This is a genomic window from Streptomyces sp. NPDC021100 (genome assembly GCF_044333095.1).
Classification (GTDB): Bacteria; Actinomycetota; Actinomycetes; order Streptomycetales; family Streptomycetaceae; genus Streptomyces.
Genome location: NZ_JBIRQH010000027.1, coordinates 55118 through 72239 on the forward strand (window position 1 = coordinate 55118; position 17122 = coordinate 72239).

The 17122-nt window shown below is 71.4% G+C and carries 22 protein-coding genes; 5 read left to right on the forward strand and 17 right to left on the reverse strand.

Annotated features, from left to right (window positions below; genetic code table 11):
* Positions 1–25: 25 nt before the first annotated feature.
* The 5 genes from ACH4PU_RS32650 to ACH4PU_RS32670 all read right to left on the reverse strand — a co-directional run bounded on the left by ACH4PU_RS32650 (position 26) and on the right by ACH4PU_RS32670 (position 5011).
* Positions 26–268 (reverse strand): hypothetical protein, encoded by a 243-nt coding sequence (locus ACH4PU_RS32650; protein ID WP_398280389.1) that lies wholly within the window; start codon positions 266–268, stop codon positions 26–28.
* Positions 269–600: 332 nt separating this feature from the next.
* Positions 601–1299: a VWA domain-containing protein gene (locus ACH4PU_RS32655; protein WP_398280392.1), complete on the reverse strand. Its 699-nt coding sequence runs from the start codon at positions 1297–1299 to the stop codon at positions 601–603.
* A gap of 557 nt (positions 1300–1856) precedes the next feature.
* On the reverse strand, positions 1857–2444 hold the full coding sequence (locus tag ACH4PU_RS32660; protein ID WP_398280395.1) for a hypothetical protein: 588 nt from the start codon (positions 2442–2444) through the stop codon (positions 1857–1859).
* Positions 2445–2604: 160 nt separating this feature from the next.
* A complete protein-coding gene (locus ACH4PU_RS32665; RefSeq protein WP_398280398.1) occupies positions 2605–3630 on the reverse strand; it encodes a DUF932 domain-containing protein in 1026 nt (341 codons plus the stop codon).
* A 958-nt stretch (positions 3631–4588) separates the two neighbouring features.
* The gene (locus tag ACH4PU_RS32670; RefSeq protein WP_398280401.1) at positions 4589–5011 is read right to left on the reverse strand and encodes a hypothetical protein; all 423 of its coding nucleotides are present in this window, start codon (positions 5009–5011) and stop codon (positions 4589–4591) included.
* Positions 5012–5697: 686 nt separating this feature from the next.
* Here ACH4PU_RS32670 and ACH4PU_RS32675 point away from each other — a divergent pair.
* Both ACH4PU_RS32675 and ACH4PU_RS32680 read left to right on the forward strand, forming a co-directional pair.
* Entirely contained in the window at positions 5698–6510 is an 813-nt protein-coding gene (locus ACH4PU_RS32675) for a DNA methylase (RefSeq protein ID WP_398280404.1), read from the forward strand.
* Between the two features lie 369 nt (positions 6511–6879).
* Positions 6880–7149 (forward strand): hypothetical protein, encoded by a 270-nt coding sequence (locus ACH4PU_RS32680; protein ID WP_398280407.1) that lies wholly within the window; start codon positions 6880–6882, stop codon positions 7147–7149.
* Positions 7150–7317: 168 nt separating this feature from the next.
* On the opposite strand, the gene ACH4PU_RS32685 is transcribed toward ACH4PU_RS32680, so the two are convergent.
* The 11 genes from ACH4PU_RS32685 to ACH4PU_RS32735 all read right to left on the reverse strand — a co-directional run bounded on the left by ACH4PU_RS32685 (position 7318) and on the right by ACH4PU_RS32735 (position 13962).
* On the reverse strand, positions 7318–8022 hold the full coding sequence (locus ACH4PU_RS32685; protein WP_398280410.1) for a hypothetical protein: 705 nt from the start codon (positions 8020–8022) through the stop codon (positions 7318–7320).
* 212 nt (positions 8023–8234) lie between these two features.
* Positions 8235–8804: a DUF6248 family natural product biosynthesis protein gene (locus ACH4PU_RS32690; RefSeq protein WP_398280413.1), complete on the reverse strand. Its 570-nt coding sequence runs from the start codon at positions 8802–8804 to the stop codon at positions 8235–8237.
* A complete protein-coding gene (locus tag ACH4PU_RS32695; RefSeq protein WP_398280416.1) occupies positions 8801–9316 on the reverse strand; it encodes a hypothetical protein in 516 nt (171 codons plus the stop codon). Before ACH4PU_RS32695 ends, ACH4PU_RS32690 begins: the two co-directional genes overlap by 4 nt.
* A 118-nt stretch (positions 9317–9434) precedes the next feature.
* A complete protein-coding gene (locus tag ACH4PU_RS32700) occupies positions 9435–9965 on the reverse strand; it encodes an AAA family ATPase (RefSeq protein ID WP_398280419.1) in 531 nt (176 codons plus the stop codon).
* A 98-nt stretch (positions 9966–10063) separates the two neighbouring features.
* A complete protein-coding gene (locus tag ACH4PU_RS32705; RefSeq protein ID WP_398280422.1) occupies positions 10064–10987 on the reverse strand; it encodes a DUF4097 family beta strand repeat-containing protein in 924 nt (307 codons plus the stop codon).
* A 196-nt stretch (positions 10988–11183) separates the two neighbouring features.
* Complete coding sequence (locus ACH4PU_RS32710) at positions 11184–11987, reverse strand: hypothetical protein (protein ID WP_398280425.1); 804 nt, start codon at positions 11985–11987, stop codon at positions 11184–11186.
* A gap of 62 nt (positions 11988–12049) precedes the next feature.
* Positions 12050–12259, reverse strand: a complete 210-nt coding sequence (locus tag ACH4PU_RS32715) for a hypothetical protein (protein ID WP_398280428.1) — start codon at positions 12257–12259, stop codon at positions 12050–12052.
* A gap of 153 nt (positions 12260–12412) precedes the next feature.
* Positions 12413–12700 (reverse strand): hypothetical protein, encoded by a 288-nt coding sequence (locus ACH4PU_RS32720; protein ID WP_398280431.1) that lies wholly within the window; start codon positions 12698–12700, stop codon positions 12413–12415.
* Between the two features lie 75 nt (positions 12701–12775).
* The gene (locus ACH4PU_RS32725; protein ID WP_398280434.1) at positions 12776–13183 is read right to left on the reverse strand and encodes a hypothetical protein; all 408 of its coding nucleotides are present in this window, start codon (positions 13181–13183) and stop codon (positions 12776–12778) included.
* 120 nt (positions 13184–13303) lie between these two features.
* Complete coding sequence (locus ACH4PU_RS32730) at positions 13304–13666, reverse strand: hypothetical protein (RefSeq protein WP_398280437.1); 363 nt, start codon at positions 13664–13666, stop codon at positions 13304–13306.
* A 56-nt stretch (positions 13667–13722) separates the two neighbouring features.
* Positions 13723–13962: a hypothetical protein gene (locus tag ACH4PU_RS32735; RefSeq protein WP_398280439.1), complete on the reverse strand. Its 240-nt coding sequence runs from the start codon at positions 13960–13962 to the stop codon at positions 13723–13725.
* Positions 13963–14938: 976 nt separating this feature from the next.
* Between ACH4PU_RS32735 and ACH4PU_RS32740 the strand changes: the two genes are divergently transcribed.
* From ACH4PU_RS32740 to ACH4PU_RS32750, 3 genes are all read left to right on the forward strand, one after another.
* Positions 14939–15289: a DUF3846 domain-containing protein gene (locus ACH4PU_RS32740; RefSeq protein ID WP_398280442.1), complete on the forward strand. Its 351-nt coding sequence runs from the start codon at positions 14939–14941 to the stop codon at positions 15287–15289.
* 330 nt (positions 15290–15619) lie between these two features.
* Positions 15620–15883, forward strand: coding sequence for a hypothetical protein (locus ACH4PU_RS32745; RefSeq protein WP_398280445.1), 264 nt, complete (start codon positions 15620–15622; stop codon positions 15881–15883).
* Positions 15884–16041: 158 nt separating this feature from the next.
* Positions 16042–16227, forward strand: a complete 186-nt coding sequence (locus tag ACH4PU_RS32750) for a hypothetical protein (protein ID WP_398280448.1) — start codon at positions 16042–16044, stop codon at positions 16225–16227.
* 461 nt (positions 16228–16688) lie between these two features.
* Here the strand turns inward: ACH4PU_RS32750 and ACH4PU_RS32755 are convergent, their stop codons facing one another.
* Positions 16689–17015, reverse strand: coding sequence for a hypothetical protein (locus ACH4PU_RS32755; RefSeq protein ID WP_398280451.1), 327 nt, complete (start codon positions 17013–17015; stop codon positions 16689–16691).
* Positions 17016–17122 lie beyond the last annotated feature (107 nt).

Sequence of the window (17122 nt, forward strand, 5' to 3'; positions counted from 1 at the left end):
GCGGCACGAAGGACGGTGGTGCGGGTTACGGAGCCGTCCGCTCGTGGACCAGGTGATCGGGAGCGTCCACCCAGATGTGCGGGCCCAGGTCGTCGATGGTCAGTCCCAGGCGGCCAAGCCCGGGCCGGTCGTGCTCCTGCCACCAACGGTAGGCGGCTTCGACTTCGTCCCACAGCCGGCGCGGGCCGTACTGGTAGAGCGCGGAGGGTCCGCCGTCGGGGCGGAAGAGCACACAGGCCCAGGACCGGTCACCGGCGAGGCTGCACAACCACACCGGTTGCCGGCCGTTTTGCGGCCGGTCGGGGACGACGGTGGCGCGAGCATGACGGGGGCAGGTCCACCCTCGACGGTGCGGTGGAGGCCGCGCCGGCAGGGCGCGCATGGGCGCACACTGCCGGCTCCCCATGCGAAGAGCCAGCCGCAGTACACAGCACCCGGGCGTCTCCGAGAACAGGCAGGAGTGCACCAGGGCTGGTGCACCCTCTGAAGGCAGGGCGGCGCTGCCTCAAGTGGCTGCCCGGCCTGGGGCAACGACGTGGTGGCATGTTCGTGGCGCTCATCATCTGTGCGCCTTACGGCGCCGCAGTGCCTTCTGCCTCGCTAGGACAGGATTCCGGCACGTCCGGCGGCCGTAAGCCAGGGCCCGAAATCGCGCGTCAGGCCGTCGTAGAGCTCGCTGTCGGTGATGTGGCGCGGATCAGCGGCGTGGAAGAAACCGGCGTTGTCGACCACCCGGCCGTCCAGGTCATCGAGGCGCTCCAGGAAGCTGATGCGCTCGCCGAATCCGACGAAGGCCCAGAAGAGCGGCAGCTTCGACGCCTCTCGCAGGGCCTGTGCGGTGGCACTGCGATTGTCCGGGTTGCCGTCGCTCTGGAAGATGACGAAGGCCGGGCCCACATAACCCGAGTGCTGATGGTGCTCGATAACGGTGGAGATAGCGGCCGTGTAGTTGGTGCTCCCCATGCGGCCGAGCCGGGCATGAGCCTGGGCGATGCGGCCCTCAAAGTCGTCGACAGTCACCTCGGCGGTGCCGTCGATGCTGCCGGAGAAGAAGATCACGGGCACGGTGCCGTCGTCGTCCAGGTTGGCGGACAGCCCCAGGGCCTGCTCGGCAAGGCGCTGCACGCTGCCGTCCTTGTAGTAGGGGCGCATCGATGCGGAGCGGTCGAGGACGAGGTAGACGGCTGCCCGGGCGGTGCTGAGCCCGTTCTTTTCAAGGCTGACCGCCGCCTTCTTCGTCAAGTCGACGAGGGACTGGGCGTGCGGCTGCTTACTGGTGCCAAAGAGCTTGGCGAACATGGAACTTCCCTTCCCGAACGGGGCATATGTGGCTCGGTGATTTGGTGCGCAAGGTCAAGCATCGACCGAGAGGCCTGTGGATAGATTTGCGGACTTCAAAGGACACGCCCCCCACCGGGAGCGGCACGAACGGCTACGCATGTGTGGCGCGCGGCACCCCTTCAGGTGTGGGGCGGGGGCTGCCTCATGTGTGGCGGCCTCCTTCCGGGGCCGGCCGGGGCGCGGCGCGGACGACGAGCTCAGGGCGGGGGTAGGCGCGTCCGCATGCACATTGACGCTTATGACTATACGTCCCGAAGGTGCTGACGGCAAGTCTTAAGGGGCAAATTTGGGGAAGGCTGAGTTGAGCTAGCCGGGTGGTCGCGAAGGGCGCCGTCGTTGGGCAACAGCGCCGTTCCACACGGCCTCATCCGCCACCCGTAGCTGGCCCGCGTCAGACTCGAGCTCTTCAGCGCCAGGCGCCCATGGTGGCCGATCACCGAGGGTCCACGTGTGAGGCATTGCCAGGCGTGCCGCCGCGCCAGGGTTTAGCGGCGGCATACGGACAGGTTCCGCGGCTACGACTGGAGCAACTCGCGCACGGCGGAGAGCTTCCGCTCCGCCCTCACAGCGCGTTCCTTCCAATCCGTACCGGTCTCGGCCTTGAGCGCGCGCTGCTTCCAACCGTCCCTGCGAAGGCGCTCTTCGGCGGCCCGCTGCTTCCAGTCGGCGGCCTCCCGGCGGGCAGCGTCACGCTCACTGCGCATCTGGTCACTCTGGCGGGCCCGCTCGACCAACTGCCCGAGGTTGAGGTCGGCCAGCGAACCAGCGCCCTCAGGGGTGCTGGCGGACGGGAGGGGGTCGGTGGCGGGGAGCGTCGCCGGCTTGGCCGGGATCGGCCGCGGGGTCGCAGGGTCTGCCTTCGACGGCAGCGCCTCGGCGGTGACAGTGGTCGCCTTCGGCTTGTGGACCTTCAGGTGCGGGCGGATGGAGTGCTGGTTGGGGTTGGTGTAGTCGCAGTGGACGCAGCCGTACACCACCTGGCCGTCTTCCAGGAGCAGTTCGCGGATCTGCTCGTAGAAGACCGTGACTCCGGTGCGGCTGATGCCCGACCGTGCGGGCTGGTCCTCCAGGACTGAGATGCCGTTGACGTGCGTTGCGGTCATTGGGAATGCCTCCTTCTGGTCCGGAGCGCGGGGAAGCGCGCCCGCGCGGCCAGGTCATTGGGTAGCGAAGTGCAAGGGTGGTCTTGGGCCCGGCCGGTGCGATTTCCGTATCGCATCGGCCGGGCGTGCTGCGCGGGAGAGAAGGGAACCCGCGCGGTAACTAGGCGGCCAGTGCCAGCAGGTCGTCGCCCCGCTGCGCGGTGTGGGACGGGGCCAGCAGCTCGTAGGCGCGCTGCTTGCGCCAGGCCACCGTGGAGGAGGTGAGAACGCGGTGGGCACGGGCGTCCTCGGTGCCGGGCTGGTAGTGGTCGAGGTACTCGCCGATGGCCTGGAACCCGGCCCACCGGGTGCCCCGAATGTTGGCCTGGGTGTCCGCGTTCTCGTAGAGGTCGCGCAGGGTGTTCATGCGGCGGGTGTGGCTGTTGCGGGTCCTCACGCTCGGGTTCGGCTCCAGCGGGCCCCAGATGGTTTCGCATACCGTCTCGAACTGGCCGAGGGTCAGCGTCTCGTTGATCATCTGCTCGGCCTCGTGCTGGAACGCGTCGGCATAGTCCCAGACCATGCGCAGCGTATGGCGGGCCTGCGCGATCTTGGCCTTTGCTCCGGCGACGTGGGGCACCGAATAGGAGGAGACCGCATCGGCGATGGCCATCTTCTGGGTGTTGGCGCACACTACCCGGGTCGGAGAGACGTTGAAGCGGAACCCGGACTTGCCGTCATGGGAGTTGAAGCCTGCCAGGTAGAGGTCTACACGGTCCGTGCCCGCGATCGTGATGGCCTTGGGCAGCTTCATCGTCACGAAAACCTTGCGACCGCCAAAAAGGCTTCCTGCGGTCTCGAAGTGGGCGCCGCTTTCCTCGACAAGGAGGTTCAGGAGCTCGCAGTGCTCTTCATTCTGGATGGGCTCGTACTTGTAACCGACGGTCCCGAGGCGCTCGGTCGCGCCGGTCTTCGGGTGGGTGCGGACGGTGAAGAACTCGTCCGGCGAGTTGATGCGGGTACCGTCCTCGGCAGTGGTGTGGATCCCCCCGAGCTTGCGGACGTTCCAGCCGGACAGGGCGGCGAGATCCAGGGCCTGCTCGGCGGTCAGTGCGTGGCGGGTGACGGTGCCCAGGCGGTGCCAGGCGTCCTCACGGGCGGAGACGAAAGCGGCAGTACCGTCGGCGTGGGTTTCGATCGCGTGCATCTGTTCTCCTCAAACATGCGTAAGGCGGCCTTTCCCGCCCGTGTGTTGACTCTTAAGACTATAAATGAATGCGATCTCGCACGCAAGTCTTAAGGGGCAATGTGTTGTTGTGTGCGGACATTCGAATGCCGCGGGAGGCGCCGGAGTGGGGAGGGCCTTAAGGGGAGAGTGGCTGGATGGCTGTTGCCCGCCTCGCCCGACGCTGAAGTGGGGATTGGCTGGCACGCGACAGCGCGGGTTCGGAAGATGGGCCACAGCTCCGACGAGGGCCAGGAAACGCAGAGCTGGTTTCAGGAAGCAGGGGCCCGCCCGATCGCACACCTGAGTCTCGCGCCCGTCCAAGCTGATCCGACGAGGTCGTACCCCTGGAGCGCGAGCCGGCGCGGAAGCAGACGTTGACTGGGATGTGAACGGGGCTGAACGGCTTGCCGCCCCGGCCGTACGGCTTGCCTCGGGCGCCCGGAGCGCCCCTGCCCCCGCCCTTGCCGCCGGGGCGACAGAAATGCTGTGGGCCAGCCTGCCCCTGCCCGCCTCGCCATTGATGCCGCCGTCGCCGCCCGAATCTCGATGTCGTCGGGCGCTCCGTCCGGCGCGAAGACCGGGAGCTCGGAGGTCGAGCAACGCCCGCCCTAATCGCTGCCTTCCTCGCGTGGCCTGCATGCGTTGGACGACGGCCGCGGCTGCAAGGCCGTCACCCTAGCGCGGCCTGATGTGCCCGCGATCAGTCGGAGGAGCCAGTCGGGCCCGGCGTACCCGGTACGAGGAGGCCGGCCTCGTAACCGATGGCGACCGCATGGGCGATGCTCCGGGCCCCCAACCGGGTTCTCGTTGCGTGGATAAGGGCCCCGGCCGTCACCGGTCGGATTCCGAGGAGGGGGGGCGATCTCGGTGTGGGTACGCCCTCGTGCGCACAGGCGCAGGACGGCGGTCTCGTGGCGGGTGAGTCGCGGCGCCGACGTCACGGCAGGACCGGCCGGTCGATGTGCCGGTGCTCGACCTCGCAGCCGACGCCGGCGGCCCGCAGCCGGCGGCCGATTTCCTCGGCCACGGCCACCGATCGGTGCCTACCTCCACCGCAGCGCACGTGAAGATCCACGCGGAAGTGCCGAGCTCCCGGACGGCCCGGTGCCCGGAGAAGGGCCAGTGCGCGGGCGGCGGCGTCGGCGACGAGCTGCTCGGCGCCGGGCGTGGCCATCACATACCGGGCGACCTCCGGGTCCAGGCCGGTGAACTGCATCATCGTCTCCCGGACGGCCGGGTCGTCCGGAGGGTTACGCAGGGGACGGGTGTCCACCAGGAGCGCCGAGCCGTGGGGCGCGTCGTGGTGCCCTTCGCCGTAGGAGGTGATCACCGACTGAATGAGGGCGTTCTCGCGAGTCATGAGGCCAGCGTTCCGGCGCGGCCGTGAACCGGTAAGAGGGGCGCACGAGTTGCATGTCTCGTCTTTGGCGCCCGGCGACACATCCCCGGGCGGGCACAGCTTCCGAATGGCGGGGCCGGGTGGGGCGAGGTGATCTCCGTCCATGGAGTGAACTCCCTGTGCGGGGCGCGGGACGGGTGCGTCTGCGGTCTTGGGAGGGTACGGCGCAGCCACGTCCTGCTGCGAGCATCGCCATCCGCGGCGCGTTGGACTGCGGCGGCATGGCGGCGTTGCGGGGTTTGGGTATCACGGTGAGTCGTCCACCGAAGAAATCGCTCACGATGACCCTTAAGACGTGCGTATCAGCCGGAGCACCTGTATAGTCTTAAGGGTATAGACGGCCTATTTTGGGGAAGGGGAGGGCCTTCTCGGGGCCGGAGTCGGCAGCGGCAGCGTCCGCCGATGGACCGGGCTATGTAACTGGCCACCCTGGGGGGCCGCCTACGGCCCGCATGCGGGCCGACGACTCTCCGGCTCGCCGCGCCCGGTCACCTGCCCATGTGCGCCCGCCCGCCTCGGCCTAATGCGCTCAGGCCCAGACTCGCCCGGCCCAGCCCTGGGGCTCCCCTCTGCTTCGGGCGGGCCGTCGTTTTCCGTACCGCTGCAGCCATCCCGGACAGCCGCGGCCCCCTTGAACTGGAGGATTTGTGTCACCCCGCGAAGGAGACGTTGCTGAAGATCACCGTGGTACCCATGGCCGCTACCCCCGCCGGCCGCGAGTACTCGACCTCTTCTGCTGTTCGGGTGGGGCAGGGACGGGATACCACCAGGCCGGGTTCGACGTAGTCGGTGTCGACATCGTCCCCCGCCCCCGCTACCCGTTCCGTTTCATCCAGGGCGACGCTCTGGACGCCATGCGAGAGATGTGTCAGGACTTCGACCTGGTCCACGCCTCCCCGCCGTGCCAGGCACACACTTCGCTGACCAAGGGCACCAACTACGGCCGCCGGTACGTCGACCTCATACCGCAGATGAGGGAGCTGTGCGAGTGGTTCGGCGTGCCTTGGGTGATCGAGAATGTTCCCGGGGCCGGCATCCGGCGGGATCTCAGCCTGTGCGGCGAGATGTTCGAACTGGGGGTCATTCGCCATCGGTACTTCGAGATCAACTGGTGGGGTGGCGAGCCTCGGCAGCTGCCGCACCGTCCCCACCGCGGCCCCGTGCGCGGCTGGCGGCACGGCGTCTGGCGCGACGGCCCTTACGTCGCCGCATACGGCAAGGGCGGTGGCAAAGGCACGGTCGCCGAGATGCAGGCTGCCATGGGCATTTACTGGACAGATGTCCACGAAGAGTTGACCGAAGCCATCCCGCCGGCATATACGCGCTACATCGGCCGTGAGTTTCAGCGGCCGGGTGGTTGGGGCTCCGTGTGGCGGGGTGAGCCCGACACCGAGCCCATCCCGCAGTGCATGCGTCCATACCTCAGGCACGATTCCAAGGGGCGTTTGGTGCTGGCGTGACCACCCATGCCGCCTGTCACTTCGAGCCTTTGCAGCCGGACGCGCCGCGCGACGGAGTGCGCTGTTCGGAGAGCCTGACCTCTGCCGATTTCGGAGTGCCCGGTGGCAAATCTCGTCTGTGGCGCCGGAGGCCGGGGGCTCTTCGGCCCGCCGGCTGCAACATCACACGTGTTGCACCCCCTGACCTGCGCAAACACCCGCCACGCAGACCCGTGACGGGTGTTGTTGCAGTGTCAGGCCCGTTCTCGGGCTTCAGGGCCGGCGGCCGCCCGTGCTGTACCGTGCCACCGGATCTTGACCGTTTGCCAACGAACTTGGACGAACGCGAGTTAGTGTCGAAGGTTGAGCGTCGCAGGCCAAGGAGACGCGATGTCCGAGCCCACGCCCGACGATCTGCGCTGCCCTCGCTGCGGTGACCTGCCGGAGCCTCTCATCTGCCTCGGCCACAAAGCCGATGGCACACCCGCCACTGACTCACCCGCGGCGATGGTCGCGCTCGAAGCGCAGCTCGGCCTCGCCGATGACGCGCGCCGCCGGGCCACCGGTACCGTGCTCACCGATGCCCAGACCGCCGCGATGCTGCGTGCCATGGCCGAGGACCCCGGACTGGGCACTGGCCACGGCGAACACGGACGCTGACCAAGAACAACACGACCCGCGAGCTCCCCGAAGCCATTGAGCGGGCCCACGCCGACTTTGCCAGCGTCCGGACCGGTACGGTCCCCAAGCTCCGCCCCGCCACCTCCGACTGAGTGTCTTGGATGCCAATCGCTCAAGGTTCGTTGGCACAGGACACGTACGGCGGGGCTACTCGGCCGGCCGGGCATCCGGGTCGGGGCCGGTGGCGAGGTCCTTGGTGACCGTGTCGAAGAGTTCGGGGTCCGTGGGCAGTGCGGGCCCGCCTCCCGGCCAGGTGTCGATGATGACCGGGCGGTAGGGCGCGGGGTCGGGCCAGCCGAGGTCGCGGGGCCGGTCGGTGTCGATCAGGAGGGGGAGCTGCCGGTCCGCTTCGGCAAGGAGCCGGGCCAGCGTGCGCGCGTCCGTACGGGTCTTGCCCTTGCCCCCGGGCTGGATCAGCTTCTCGTCAAGCACGCGCCGCGCCAGGGTCTCCAGGTCCGGGGCCGCAGTGGCTGTAGGGGCGGGGGTGGTCAGGGCACGGGCCTGGCCGGGGGTCATGCCGGTGGCCGCGACCAGGGCCCGGACGGTGCGGTCGGGCAAGCCGGCGGCGACTTCGTCCAGGCGCTCGGTGGCCGAGACGCCGGGCTCGAGGCCGAGGAGTTCCATGGCCCGGTGCCGGTGGACGCCGGCGGCCGCGGCGACGCGCTGGGTGTAGGCGGGCAGGGTCTCGCCCGGGCGGGGCAGCGGGGCGGCGGGGATCCGGGCCGGGAGGCCGGGCTGCCGGCCGGCGCGGGCGGCGACGGCCTCGCGAGCCTCGGGGAGGGTGGTTCCGGGGTGGGCGCGCTGGTAGTCGCGCACGGCGCGGTCGAACTGGCGGCTGTTGCGGTGGGTCATGGCGTTCCACGTCCTCGTCGGCCTGCTGCCCCACACGCGCGCCGGCCGGTCCAGAGGTGGATGAGGCCATGCCGAGATTGCTCGCGCGAGTCTCAGACGTCTTGAGGTCCCTCCGGCGGTGTGGGCGTCGGAGTTGGCGGACCCGGGCGCGGCGCGGTTGCCCGTTGGTGCCCCGCCATCGTATCGGCCGCAGCCGGCGTCGGGCCCGGGGTCTACAGGCCGGGCAGGGTCGGCTGTCCGCGGTGTCCGGGTTCGTCGCTGCGCCGCGGGCCGGTGGGGCGGGGCCGCTCGGGCTGGGGCCGGCCGGTGCGCGGCTTCCTGGCCCGGGCGGGCCGGCGCGCGGGTGCCTCGCCGGTCTTGGGGCAGGGGCAGCGGCACCACCACACGCACCTCTCGCCGCCGGGGCGCAGGATGAGGTCGGCGACGCGGCGGCCCTGGTGGTTGTGGACCGCGTCGGTGTTGTCGCAGGCGTCGGGCCGGCCCTTCTGCCGGTGCAGGCACAGGTCGCAGCGCCCGGCGTGGCAGTTCCAGCAGGTGCCCCGCTCGCACATCGCCCACCGCCAGAAGCCGAAGGCGTAGCTGTCGTCGATGTGGTGCAGGAACGCCGGCCAGGCGTGTTCGCGGACCCAGGCGCCCTCGTCCTCGCTCATGGGGGAGTCGTTGGCCACCGGGTCGAGGAGGCCGAGGTGCAGCATGCGGTGCAGGTACAGCGTCTGCACGCCGCGGATGGCCTTCAAGTCGGCGTCGGTGAGCCGGCGCTGCGGCCGGCCGGCGGCGCTCACCGCGCCTCCCTCTGCGCGCCCCGGGCGGCGAGGCGGGAGGCGTTGGCGATCGCGACGGACAGGTGCGCCCGGTTGGCGAACGTCAACCGGGCGGCCCGGGTCAGGTGCGAGTGGCGGAGGGAGGGGTCGTTGGCGGTCTCCTCGGCGGCGGTGACGTCGGCGGCGGGGACGGCCGGGCGGTCGTCGTACCAGAGGTAGGCGGTGGTGATGCGCTGCTTTCCGTCGATGCACGCGTACATGGGCTCGCCGCGGTCGGTCGGGTCGTAGCCGTTGGCGGCCTTCGCGTCGGGGGTGGTGCGGTCGTTGAAGATGACGATGTCGGTCGGCGTTGTGGTCAGCCACGACCGGATGAGCGCGATGCGCTGGTCCTCGTCCCACATGTCGCCGTGCTGGTGCTGCGGTTCGAGGTGGAGGCTGAAGGTTTCGTGGAAGCTGGTGGCGATCTCGCGGGGCGAGCGGTCCGAGGTGCGCAGGGTGTGGTGTGCGAGCGGGCTGGGGGTCTGGCGGGTCATCTCAGTCTCCTTGGCCGGCTGGAGGTAGGCGCTGGGCGGTTGCCCGGGGCGGCGGGAGCGGGGCGGCTCAGTGGGTGGCGGCGCGCGGCCGTGCGAAAGGGGCCGGCGCCGGGGGCGGTCACGGGGTGTCCCTGGGGGCTTGGGTGAGCGTGGAGGCCAGGTGTACGGCGGTGAAGCCCTCGGCGCGGAGCTGGGCGGCGGTGGGCATGTGGGCGTGCAGGTCGTGCAGTACGTGGCTGGGCACGACGCGTTCGCGCGCGGCGTTGCGCGTCTTCGCCACGGCGAGCGGTACGTCGAACAGGACCGCCACGGCGGGGCGGTTCCAGTAGCGGGCGTGGGCCAGCAGGCCGGATCGGACGTGGGGGAGGACGTTGGTGGAGTCGACCAGGGTGGTGCGGCCGCGGGCGAGGCGGGCGTCCAGGAGCAGGGTCTGGATCTGGGCGGCGACGGGGGTGGCGGACTGGTCGGTCATGTCGTCGGTCGCCGCCAGGCGGTACTCGTCCAGGCACACCCGCCAGCTGGCGGGGTAGCGGGCGGCGAAGGTCGACTTGCCGCAGCCGGGGATGCCGACCAGGACGGCGAGTGTGCCGTGGGTGAGCGGGAGCGGGTTGTCGGTGGTCAGAGGGAGCGGGTTGTCCAGTGTGGTCACGGGGTTTCTCCGTCTGCGGGTTGGGGGCGGGTCGGTTGCCGCCGGCCCCGGTGTGTCCCCTTTGCCGGGGCCGTCCGGGGCCGGGGGAGGGCGGTCGGTCAGTTGCTGCGGCGGCGGGGGCCGTCGGTGCGGTGCGGGCGGCGCTGGGGGAGGCGTACATCGCCGGAGGTGCTCGTGGCGCGCGCGTCCAGGTCGTCGTTGACGGCCTGCTCGGTGGCGGTGACGGTGATGTCGCCGGACATCGTCGCGGCGGTGAGGTCGCCTCCGGCGGTGGCGTGCACGCGGATGTCGCCGGACATGGTGTGGAGCCGGGCGGTGCCGCCGAAGTCGCGGATGGTGATGTCGCCGGACATGGCGTTGGCCTCGACGAGGTCGGTGCGGCCGAGCCGGATGCTGCCGGACTGGGCCGTGACGTTGAGGTGGGGGACGTTCTCCACGCCGATGTCGCCGGAGCGGGTGTTCGCGGTGAACTGCTCGGCCTGGCCCAGGGCGTGGATGCTGCCGGACCTGCTGGAGGCGCAGATTGCGGCGAAGCGGCCGTCGGCGGTGACGTCGGCGGAGTGGGTGCGGGCGGTGACGGAGCTTCCCTCGGGCACCACGGCGGTGATCTCTATGGGGGAGGCGCCCCCGATCACTTCCACGGCAGCGCCGCCGTGGAAGTGGAACCGGCTGCCACTGCCGCCGAGGTGCAGGCCGCTGCCGGACATGACGATCACGGAGCTGCCGTTGGCCTGGATGGTCTGCACGGCGCCGGAGCTGTTGCCGGTGATGACCGTGCCGGCCCCGCTGGTGCCGCCCGTGCTGTGGACGTGGGCGACCAGCGCGCCGCGGCTGTCCCAGCGAAGGGCGGCGGTGCGGACCGCGTCCGCGCTGTCGCCGGTGTCGTCGGCCGTGCGGATGGTGATCTCGGCTGCCTGCCGGTACCGGTCGGTGCGGACGGTGACGGTGCCGCCCGCGCCCAGGAGCTGGGCGTCGATCAGGACGGGCCCGGCCTGCGGGGCGGTCAGGGTGCGTACGGGCACGGGGATCTCCTCGGTGGCATGTGGTGCAGGAGGGGAAGGGCGCGCGGCCGGCGCGGGGGACGCGGGCACTCCTGGGCCCCCTCGTGGATGGAGTGTCGGGAGCGGGGCGTGTGGACAGAGTCCCGCCGCGGCTGATGGCGGCTTGGCGCGCCGGGACCGGCGCCGCCCGCATCGGGCAGGGCGGCGCCGCGGCGGGTCAGGCGGCGCGGTGCGCCGGCAGCCGCCGGGCGGTGCGCATCGCCTGATGGCGGACGTGGGCCATGGCGGGGCCGAGTTCGAAGTCCCAGTCGGTGGGGAGGTCGTCGAGGGTCACCCGGTGGTAGGTGCGTTCGATGGTGACCTCGAAGACGGTCCCGGCGTACGGGCCGGGGGTGACGCAGCGTTCGCAGGCGGTGAAGTGGTCTTCGGCGGGCCGGCGGACGCAGATGCCGCGGTCCTCGCGGACGGGGCCGTGCTCGCGGACGTGGATCTCCTGGAGGCGGGCGAGGCGGGCACGGACGGCGTCGCCGGTGGCCAGGACCGTGGGCCCGATCCGGTGCAGGGCGGAGAAGCGGGCGCCGTGTTCGCCGGGCGGGGCGGGGGTGGGCTCGTCGGGGCCGGGCAGGTCCTCGAGCCGGATCGGCCGGTAGGTCATCACCGAGTGCTCTTCGGCGATTTCGTCCACGATGAGGTGGGGCGCGCGGTGGGCGTGGAAGTCGCGGACGGTGTAGACGGCGGACAGCCGGGAGGAGGAGCGCGCGGGTGCGCCGCGCAGGTGCTTGCCCGGCCGGTGGTGGTAGCGGATCTCCCACACCACCTTCGCCACGGCGGTGGTCGGCAGCACCTCCTCGGGGGCGTGCCAGGAGGTGCGGCCCAGGGTGTGGGGGTCGGCCGGCTCGAAGGTGACGCGGACGGCCGGCTTCCCGGGGTTTTCGCGGGTGACGGTGGCGACGGTGTCCAGGTGAGGGTCGTTCATCACGACCGCCCCGGGGTACAGGTGCTGGGCCTCGGTGGAGAGCAAGGGGTACGGGCCTCCGTGTGGTTGGCGTATCTGCCGGCGAAGCAGGACGCAGGGAGCGGGTGTTATCGCGGCCGGCCGGCGGGCAGGTCCTGCTTGGCCTCGCTGCGCCACTGCCGGGTCTCGCAGCGGCGGACCAGGCGGCGGAACCACGCTCCCTTGTCGCCCTCGTCGCTGTAGCGGCCGGGCAGGATCTTGCTTCCGACGGTGCCGGTGCGGGCGTTCTTGGACTTGCGGCGCTTCTTCTTGCCGGTCCTCGGCACGGGGATGCTCATGGGGATCGGACTCCTTGCTTTCATGGGCCGCCCCGCAGCCGCCGCGCCGGCCGGTACAGGCGGTTGGTGGCGGGCTGTTCAGGGCGGGGGCGTGGGGCAGGGGGCCGGAGGGGAGGGGCGCCCGCCGGATGGCGGGCGCGGTGGGGGCTGTTGCTACAGGGACACGGTCTTGCCTGCGGCGAGCAGGAGGTGGACGGCGCCGGAGAAGGCGCTGTAGCGCAGGCCGGGCGGGGAGTCGGGGGTGATCGAGCGGAGCATGTCGGCCAGGGCTTCCGGGTCGGTCTTGAAGCGGTTGCGGATGGTGGTCTTCGCGAGCTGGTGAAGCAGGGTCTGGCGGTCGGTGTGCTCCAGGTGCTCCACGGCCTGGCCGATCACGGTCAGGCGGTGGGCGGTGACCTGCTCGGGGGTGCGGCGGGGGGCGAAGGCTGCGGTGAGGTCCATGGAGGGCTCCTGAAGCTGTGGGGTAACGGAGTGACGCGGTGGCGGGGCCGCGCCCGGCGGGCGCGGCCCGGGTGGTCAGCGGCGGCGGTTGCGGCGGGTGGCGCGGCGGGCCTTGCGGTGAAGGTGGCTCATGGCGCCGAAGGCGGCGATGACGAGGAGTCCGGAGAGGGCGGTGGCGGTGCCGCCGAGGGTGAGCATGCCGAGGAGGAAGCCCGCCACCGTGCTCATGACGAAGCCGTCGGCGATCAGCACGAGGGTGATGCGCCGGGGGAGGGGGCCGGGGCGGGCGCCGCCCATGCCGAAGGCCAGCGCGACCATCCAGGCGCCCAGGGCGGTGAGGGAGGCCAGCGCCAGGGTCAGGAGCGCCGGGGCGCCGCTGGAGAGGGCGGGGAGGGTGAGGAGCAGGGCCGCGATGCGCAGGACCGGCAGGGCGCGGTAGGTGGCCGGGCGGCGGGTGGAGTGCGAGGCGGTGGCGATGCTCATGAGTGGCCCTCTCCGTGGCGGGGACCGGGAGACACCCCCCGGTTGACTCTTAAGACTGTACACGCCCTGCCGGATTGATGCAAGTCTTAAGGGGCAGAAACGGGTGGGGGTGCCGCCTGTTCAGCTCATGTCCCAGTCGACGCGGCGGGGTTCGGCGCGGGGCGGCTCGGCGCAGGGGGGCAGGGCCTCGGCGCGGACGGTGAGCGGCTTGGTGCCGGTGCGGCGCAGGTCCTTGGCGCCGATGCGCAGGGCCTGGCGGGCACCGGCGCGCTCGCGCCGGTGGGAGGCCTTCTGAAACGCCTTGCGCGCTCCGGGGCCGCCCCACGGATGGGCGCCGCGGGTGTATTCGGGCCACCCGTCCTCGCGTGCGCCGGTGACCAGGATGCCCTTGCGGACGGCGGCGTTGGTGTCGACGCCCAGCGCGCGGGCGGGGTTTCCCTCGGTGGTGTGGAGGTGGCGGCGGTGGTGCCAAGTGCGGGACATCGGTACTCCTCCGTGAAGACGGGCGCTGGCGGGGTGGCCGTGGGCGGGGTGGGCTGTCAGTGGGGGAGGGGCGGCTTGCTCAGGACGTCGTAGGGGGCCAGGCGGAGCCAGTCGCAGCCCCCATGCACGGTGAGCGCCCCGCCCTTGAGGAGTGCGCCGTCGATCGTGAAGGTCGCGTCGATGCGTGCCGCCGCCTCCATGAAGTCCTCGCGGGCGTCCTCCGGCGTCGCGTAGACACCCGTGATGTGCCCGCCTTCGAAGTCCTCGCCCTGCATCAGAATCCAGACCTGCGTCATAGTCGCCTCCTTGGTTCTTTCGACCATCCATGTTGACGCTTAAGACTATACAGTTACGGGGTGGTGAACGCAAGCCTTAAGGGTCACAGTGTTGTCGTGTGTGCGGCTCCGGGCGCCCCTCGGCGCCCCGTTGCCGGCTGGACCCGCGCGGGGCGCCGCCTGCACCCTTCCGTCGTCGTGACGCCCACGCCGCCCGGCCCCGGCGGGGGCGCCGCCGGGGAACCGGCCGCAGCCGCTGCGTCCGTTGGCCCGCGTTTTCGTGTCGCCGGGCGGCGCGGCGCGGGTGGAACTCGGGCGGGCCGGGGTCTTCACCGCCTGGGCGGCCGGGAGGGGATGGCCGCGTGAGTGGCGTGACCTGCAGGCCCGGTGAGCGAGCGCCCTGTCGGGGCTGTGCCGTGACGCAGGGGCCCCGGCCGGACCGGAGCCGGGCCGCCCTGCCCCACCGGCCCGGTTTTGGCTGCGGCCGGGAAGCCTGCGGCCTTGGTGCGGTTCGGCCGTGGCGCGGCGGCGGTCAGGAGTGCCGCACGGCGGCGCCGCCGCTGGGGCCGCCGGCCCGTGTCCGCCCGGCCGGCCGCGCGGCCGCCCCGCTCCGGTTCACCGCCAACGGCCGTGGGTGTGGGCCGGCGAGGCGCGCGGGCGATGCGGATGCCGGGGGCTGGTCGCGGTGTGATGACGTCGAGGCGGCCCGGTTGCTCTGTGTGGACGCGCCCTCGTGCGCGATTGCGCACGAGGGCTCCGTGCCGGCCAGGGTGTACGGAGGGGAGCGCCGGGACGTGCCCGGACGGTCGCGTCCCGGCGCTCCGTGCGCGCCGCCCTCGGTGAGGGGTTTCGCCGGCGGGTGGCCGTCGGTCTGTTTGCTCTGTGTGCTGCGGTGGCGGGCCCACCCTCCCCGCGGGACTCTTAAGACTTGCGTTGTGCCGACCCCGTAACGTAGAGTCTTAAGAGTCAATAGAATGTTTTTGGGGAGGCCTCGTTCATGACCCGCACGCCCGACGCTCTGCTGATCACGCCCCAGGCGGACATTGTGCCGATCGGGCTGCCCGGAGGCAGTGACGCCAGGCTGACCGCCCTGCGGTCCGTGCTTCGGTGTGACGCCGTGGACGTCGTGGCGCTCACCAGTGCCCTGAATATGTGGCTGGATGATGAGGGGTTCTACAGCCACCCGGTCAACCGGATCGCGACGGCTCTCGCCGCCCGCTTCGGCTTCGTTCACCAGGACTACCACGGACCGGTACTGCTGACCGGCGGCGCCGACGCCGAAGGTGACGCCCTGCCGCTGAGCGAGGACAAGCTCCTGGCTCTGCTGGGCATCGCCGAAGAGCTCTGAAACCGCGTGACCCGGGCGGCCCTTGGGTCCTCCCGGCGTGTACCCGCGATCCAGGGCCGGGGGGCGCTGCGGCGGTGCCGCGAGACTGCGGCGGACGCTGCGGGGCGGCCCGCCGGGCGAGACCGGCCGCGGCCTGCGGGGGTCGTGCTCCGTGCGGGTCGGCGCGCCGCCTGCGGGCGTAGGGGCGAAGCCCCTGTGGGCGCGCCCCCGACTGGCTTCTCGCTCTCTACCCTGGGCTGCCACTGGGGCGCCCGGCGCGGACGGCGCTGTGAACCGCCCCGGACTGCCGCCTGAACTGCCCGGCTACTTGTATGAGGAGATCGAATCGCGATGACCGTCACCTTCAGTCACCTGGGCCCGGCCACCTACGGTCTTGAGGCTTACGGCTTCCCCGGTGCTCGTCCCGCCAAGGGGGACTGCCTCTGGGGCCTCCTCGTGCGGACCCGCTCCGGGGTGCGCGTGATCTACGCCGCCGAGGAGGGTATCCGCGACAGCCTTGCTGCCCGCACCCTTGGGGTCCTGGCCTTCCTTCATCGTGACGCCGCCGCGAGCCCTTGGGTCAGGACGACTTCCACGGGCCGGGTGATCGCGTAAGCCTGCCACCCGCGCTGCTGCCTCCGCAGCGCGTGGCCGTGGTTGCCGAAGGCATCCTTCGCGACGACCCGAATTCGACACTTAAGACTTGCGCAGAAAGCTCGCTGTGTGTATAGTCTTAAGTGTCAAAACGTTGGTGTGTGAGGGAAGGAGTTCACGTGATCTCGGAGCAGGTGCTGGAGGCGATGGCGGCGATCGTTCCGGAGTGCGAGCTGATGTCGGCGAACTGCGAGGGCGGGGCGTATGCGTATGACACCCACCCCACCAGCGCTGCGCTGGGCGAGGAGGGGCCGCGGGTGTGGTTCTGCAGCCCCTGCGGATGGGAGGCGGCGCGCGAGGCGTAGCCGCCCCTTGCCCCCGGGCCGGGCCCGCGCCGGCCCGTCCGGTCGCCATACACCCGGACCACGAGCCCGTCGCTCGACCGTGCCGCACTCGTCGAACAAAGCCGGCCCTGCGCCCCCGGTGGCGCCGGCTCGCCGTTGTCCCTGCCGGGCGCCGGCCTGGTGCACCGGCCGCTGTATGGGTGTCCGCTGCCGGGCCCGTCCCTGCCTGAGGCTCGGCGTCCATGCCGGCAACCCACCCGACTCCCGCTCCTGACACGCCGACGCCGCACACCCCCGTCGGCGCCCTCCCCGGGGCGTCGGCTGCCGTCATGGCTACACCCGCCGGGCTCGACGTCGGCCACCCTGACTCGCATCGTTGCCACGCCCTGCGGCGGCGTAGGAACGCCGTCGATGTTCCCCGGTTCAGGCTGGCTGGACACAGGTCGTATGGCGAGCGCTCGACCGGCGCCTGACCGTCTTCCTTATCGGTTCTCGACGCCGGGGCCGTACGGTCCCGGATGAAGCTGCTGCACTGCACGGTTCTGCCAGCCGCGAGCGGTCACGGCGGCGAGCACCGAAGACGGCCGAGCACCGTTGGCGGCGGCGCGTTCGGCGGCCTCACCCAGTTCCCGTGCAGCCAGTGCCAGATCGGCGGCCTTCTCGGACAGATTCCGCAAATCGCCGCTCTCCAGGGCCAGTACGCAGCGGCTGATGATGCTCATAGCCTGGGTGTATACGCCGGCGAGCTGGTACTCGCTGGTGCTCAGCCCGGCCGGATGGCCGTCCAGGTCCAGTGCCGCGTCGTCCATGGGGACACGCTACCGCGATGCCGCCGGGCGAGAGCTGGGGTTGTCCAGTCTCGCCTGCCGTACGGCTGGGGTCGGGCAAGGAAGGGGTGCGCCGAAGAACCGCGCAC

Excerpts from the sequence above, each read along its gene's own strand:
- ACH4PU_RS32665 (WP_398280398.1), bottom strand. The coding sequence starts at position 3,630 with ATGCACGCGATCGAAACCCACGCCGACGGTACTGCCGCTTTCGTCTCC.
- ACH4PU_RS32725 (WP_398280434.1), bottom strand. The coding sequence starts at position 13,183 with ATGAGCATCGCCACCGCCTCGCACTCCACCCGCCGCCCGGCCACCTAC.
- ACH4PU_RS32720 (WP_398280431.1), bottom strand. The coding sequence starts at position 12,700 with ATGGACCTCACCGCAGCCTTCGCCCCCCGCCGCACCCCCGAGCAGGTC.
- ACH4PU_RS32695 (WP_398280416.1), bottom strand. The coding sequence starts at position 9,316 with ATGACCCGCCAGACCCCCAGCCCGCTCGCACACCACACCCTGCGCACC.
- ACH4PU_RS32715 (WP_398280428.1), bottom strand. The coding sequence starts at position 12,259 with ATGAGCATCCCCGTGCCGAGGACCGGCAAGAAGAAGCGCCGCAAGTCC.
- ACH4PU_RS32670 (WP_398280401.1), bottom strand. The coding sequence starts at position 5,011 with ATGACTCGCGAGAACGCCCTCATTCAGTCGGTGATCACCTCCTACGGC.
- ACH4PU_RS32660 (WP_398280395.1), bottom strand. The coding sequence starts at position 2,444 with ATGACCGCAACGCACGTCAACGGCATCTCAGTCCTGGAGGACCAGCCC.
- ACH4PU_RS32655 (WP_398280392.1), bottom strand. The coding sequence starts at position 1,299 with ATGTTCGCCAAGCTCTTTGGCACCAGTAAGCAGCCGCACGCCCAGTCC.
- ACH4PU_RS32740 (WP_398280442.1), top strand. The coding sequence starts at position 14,939 with ATGACCCGCACGCCCGACGCTCTGCTGATCACGCCCCAGGCGGACATT.
- ACH4PU_RS32735 (WP_398280439.1), bottom strand. The coding sequence starts at position 13,962 with ATGACGCAGGTCTGGATTCTGATGCAGGGCGAGGACTTCGAAGGCGGG.
- ACH4PU_RS32680 (WP_398280407.1), top strand. The coding sequence starts at position 6,880 with ATGTCCGAGCCCACGCCCGACGATCTGCGCTGCCCTCGCTGCGGTGAC.
- ACH4PU_RS32685 (WP_398280410.1), bottom strand. The coding sequence starts at position 8,022 with ATGACCCACCGCAACAGCCGCCAGTTCGACCGCGCCGTGCGCGACTAC.
- ACH4PU_RS32730 (WP_398280437.1), bottom strand. The coding sequence starts at position 13,666 with ATGTCCCGCACTTGGCACCACCGCCGCCACCTCCACACCACCGAGGGA.
- ACH4PU_RS32755 (WP_398280451.1), bottom strand. The coding sequence starts at position 17,015 with ATGGACGACGCGGCACTGGACCTGGACGGCCATCCGGCCGGGCTGAGC.
- ACH4PU_RS32745 (WP_398280445.1), top strand. The coding sequence starts at position 15,620 with ATGACCGTCACCTTCAGTCACCTGGGCCCGGCCACCTACGGTCTTGAG.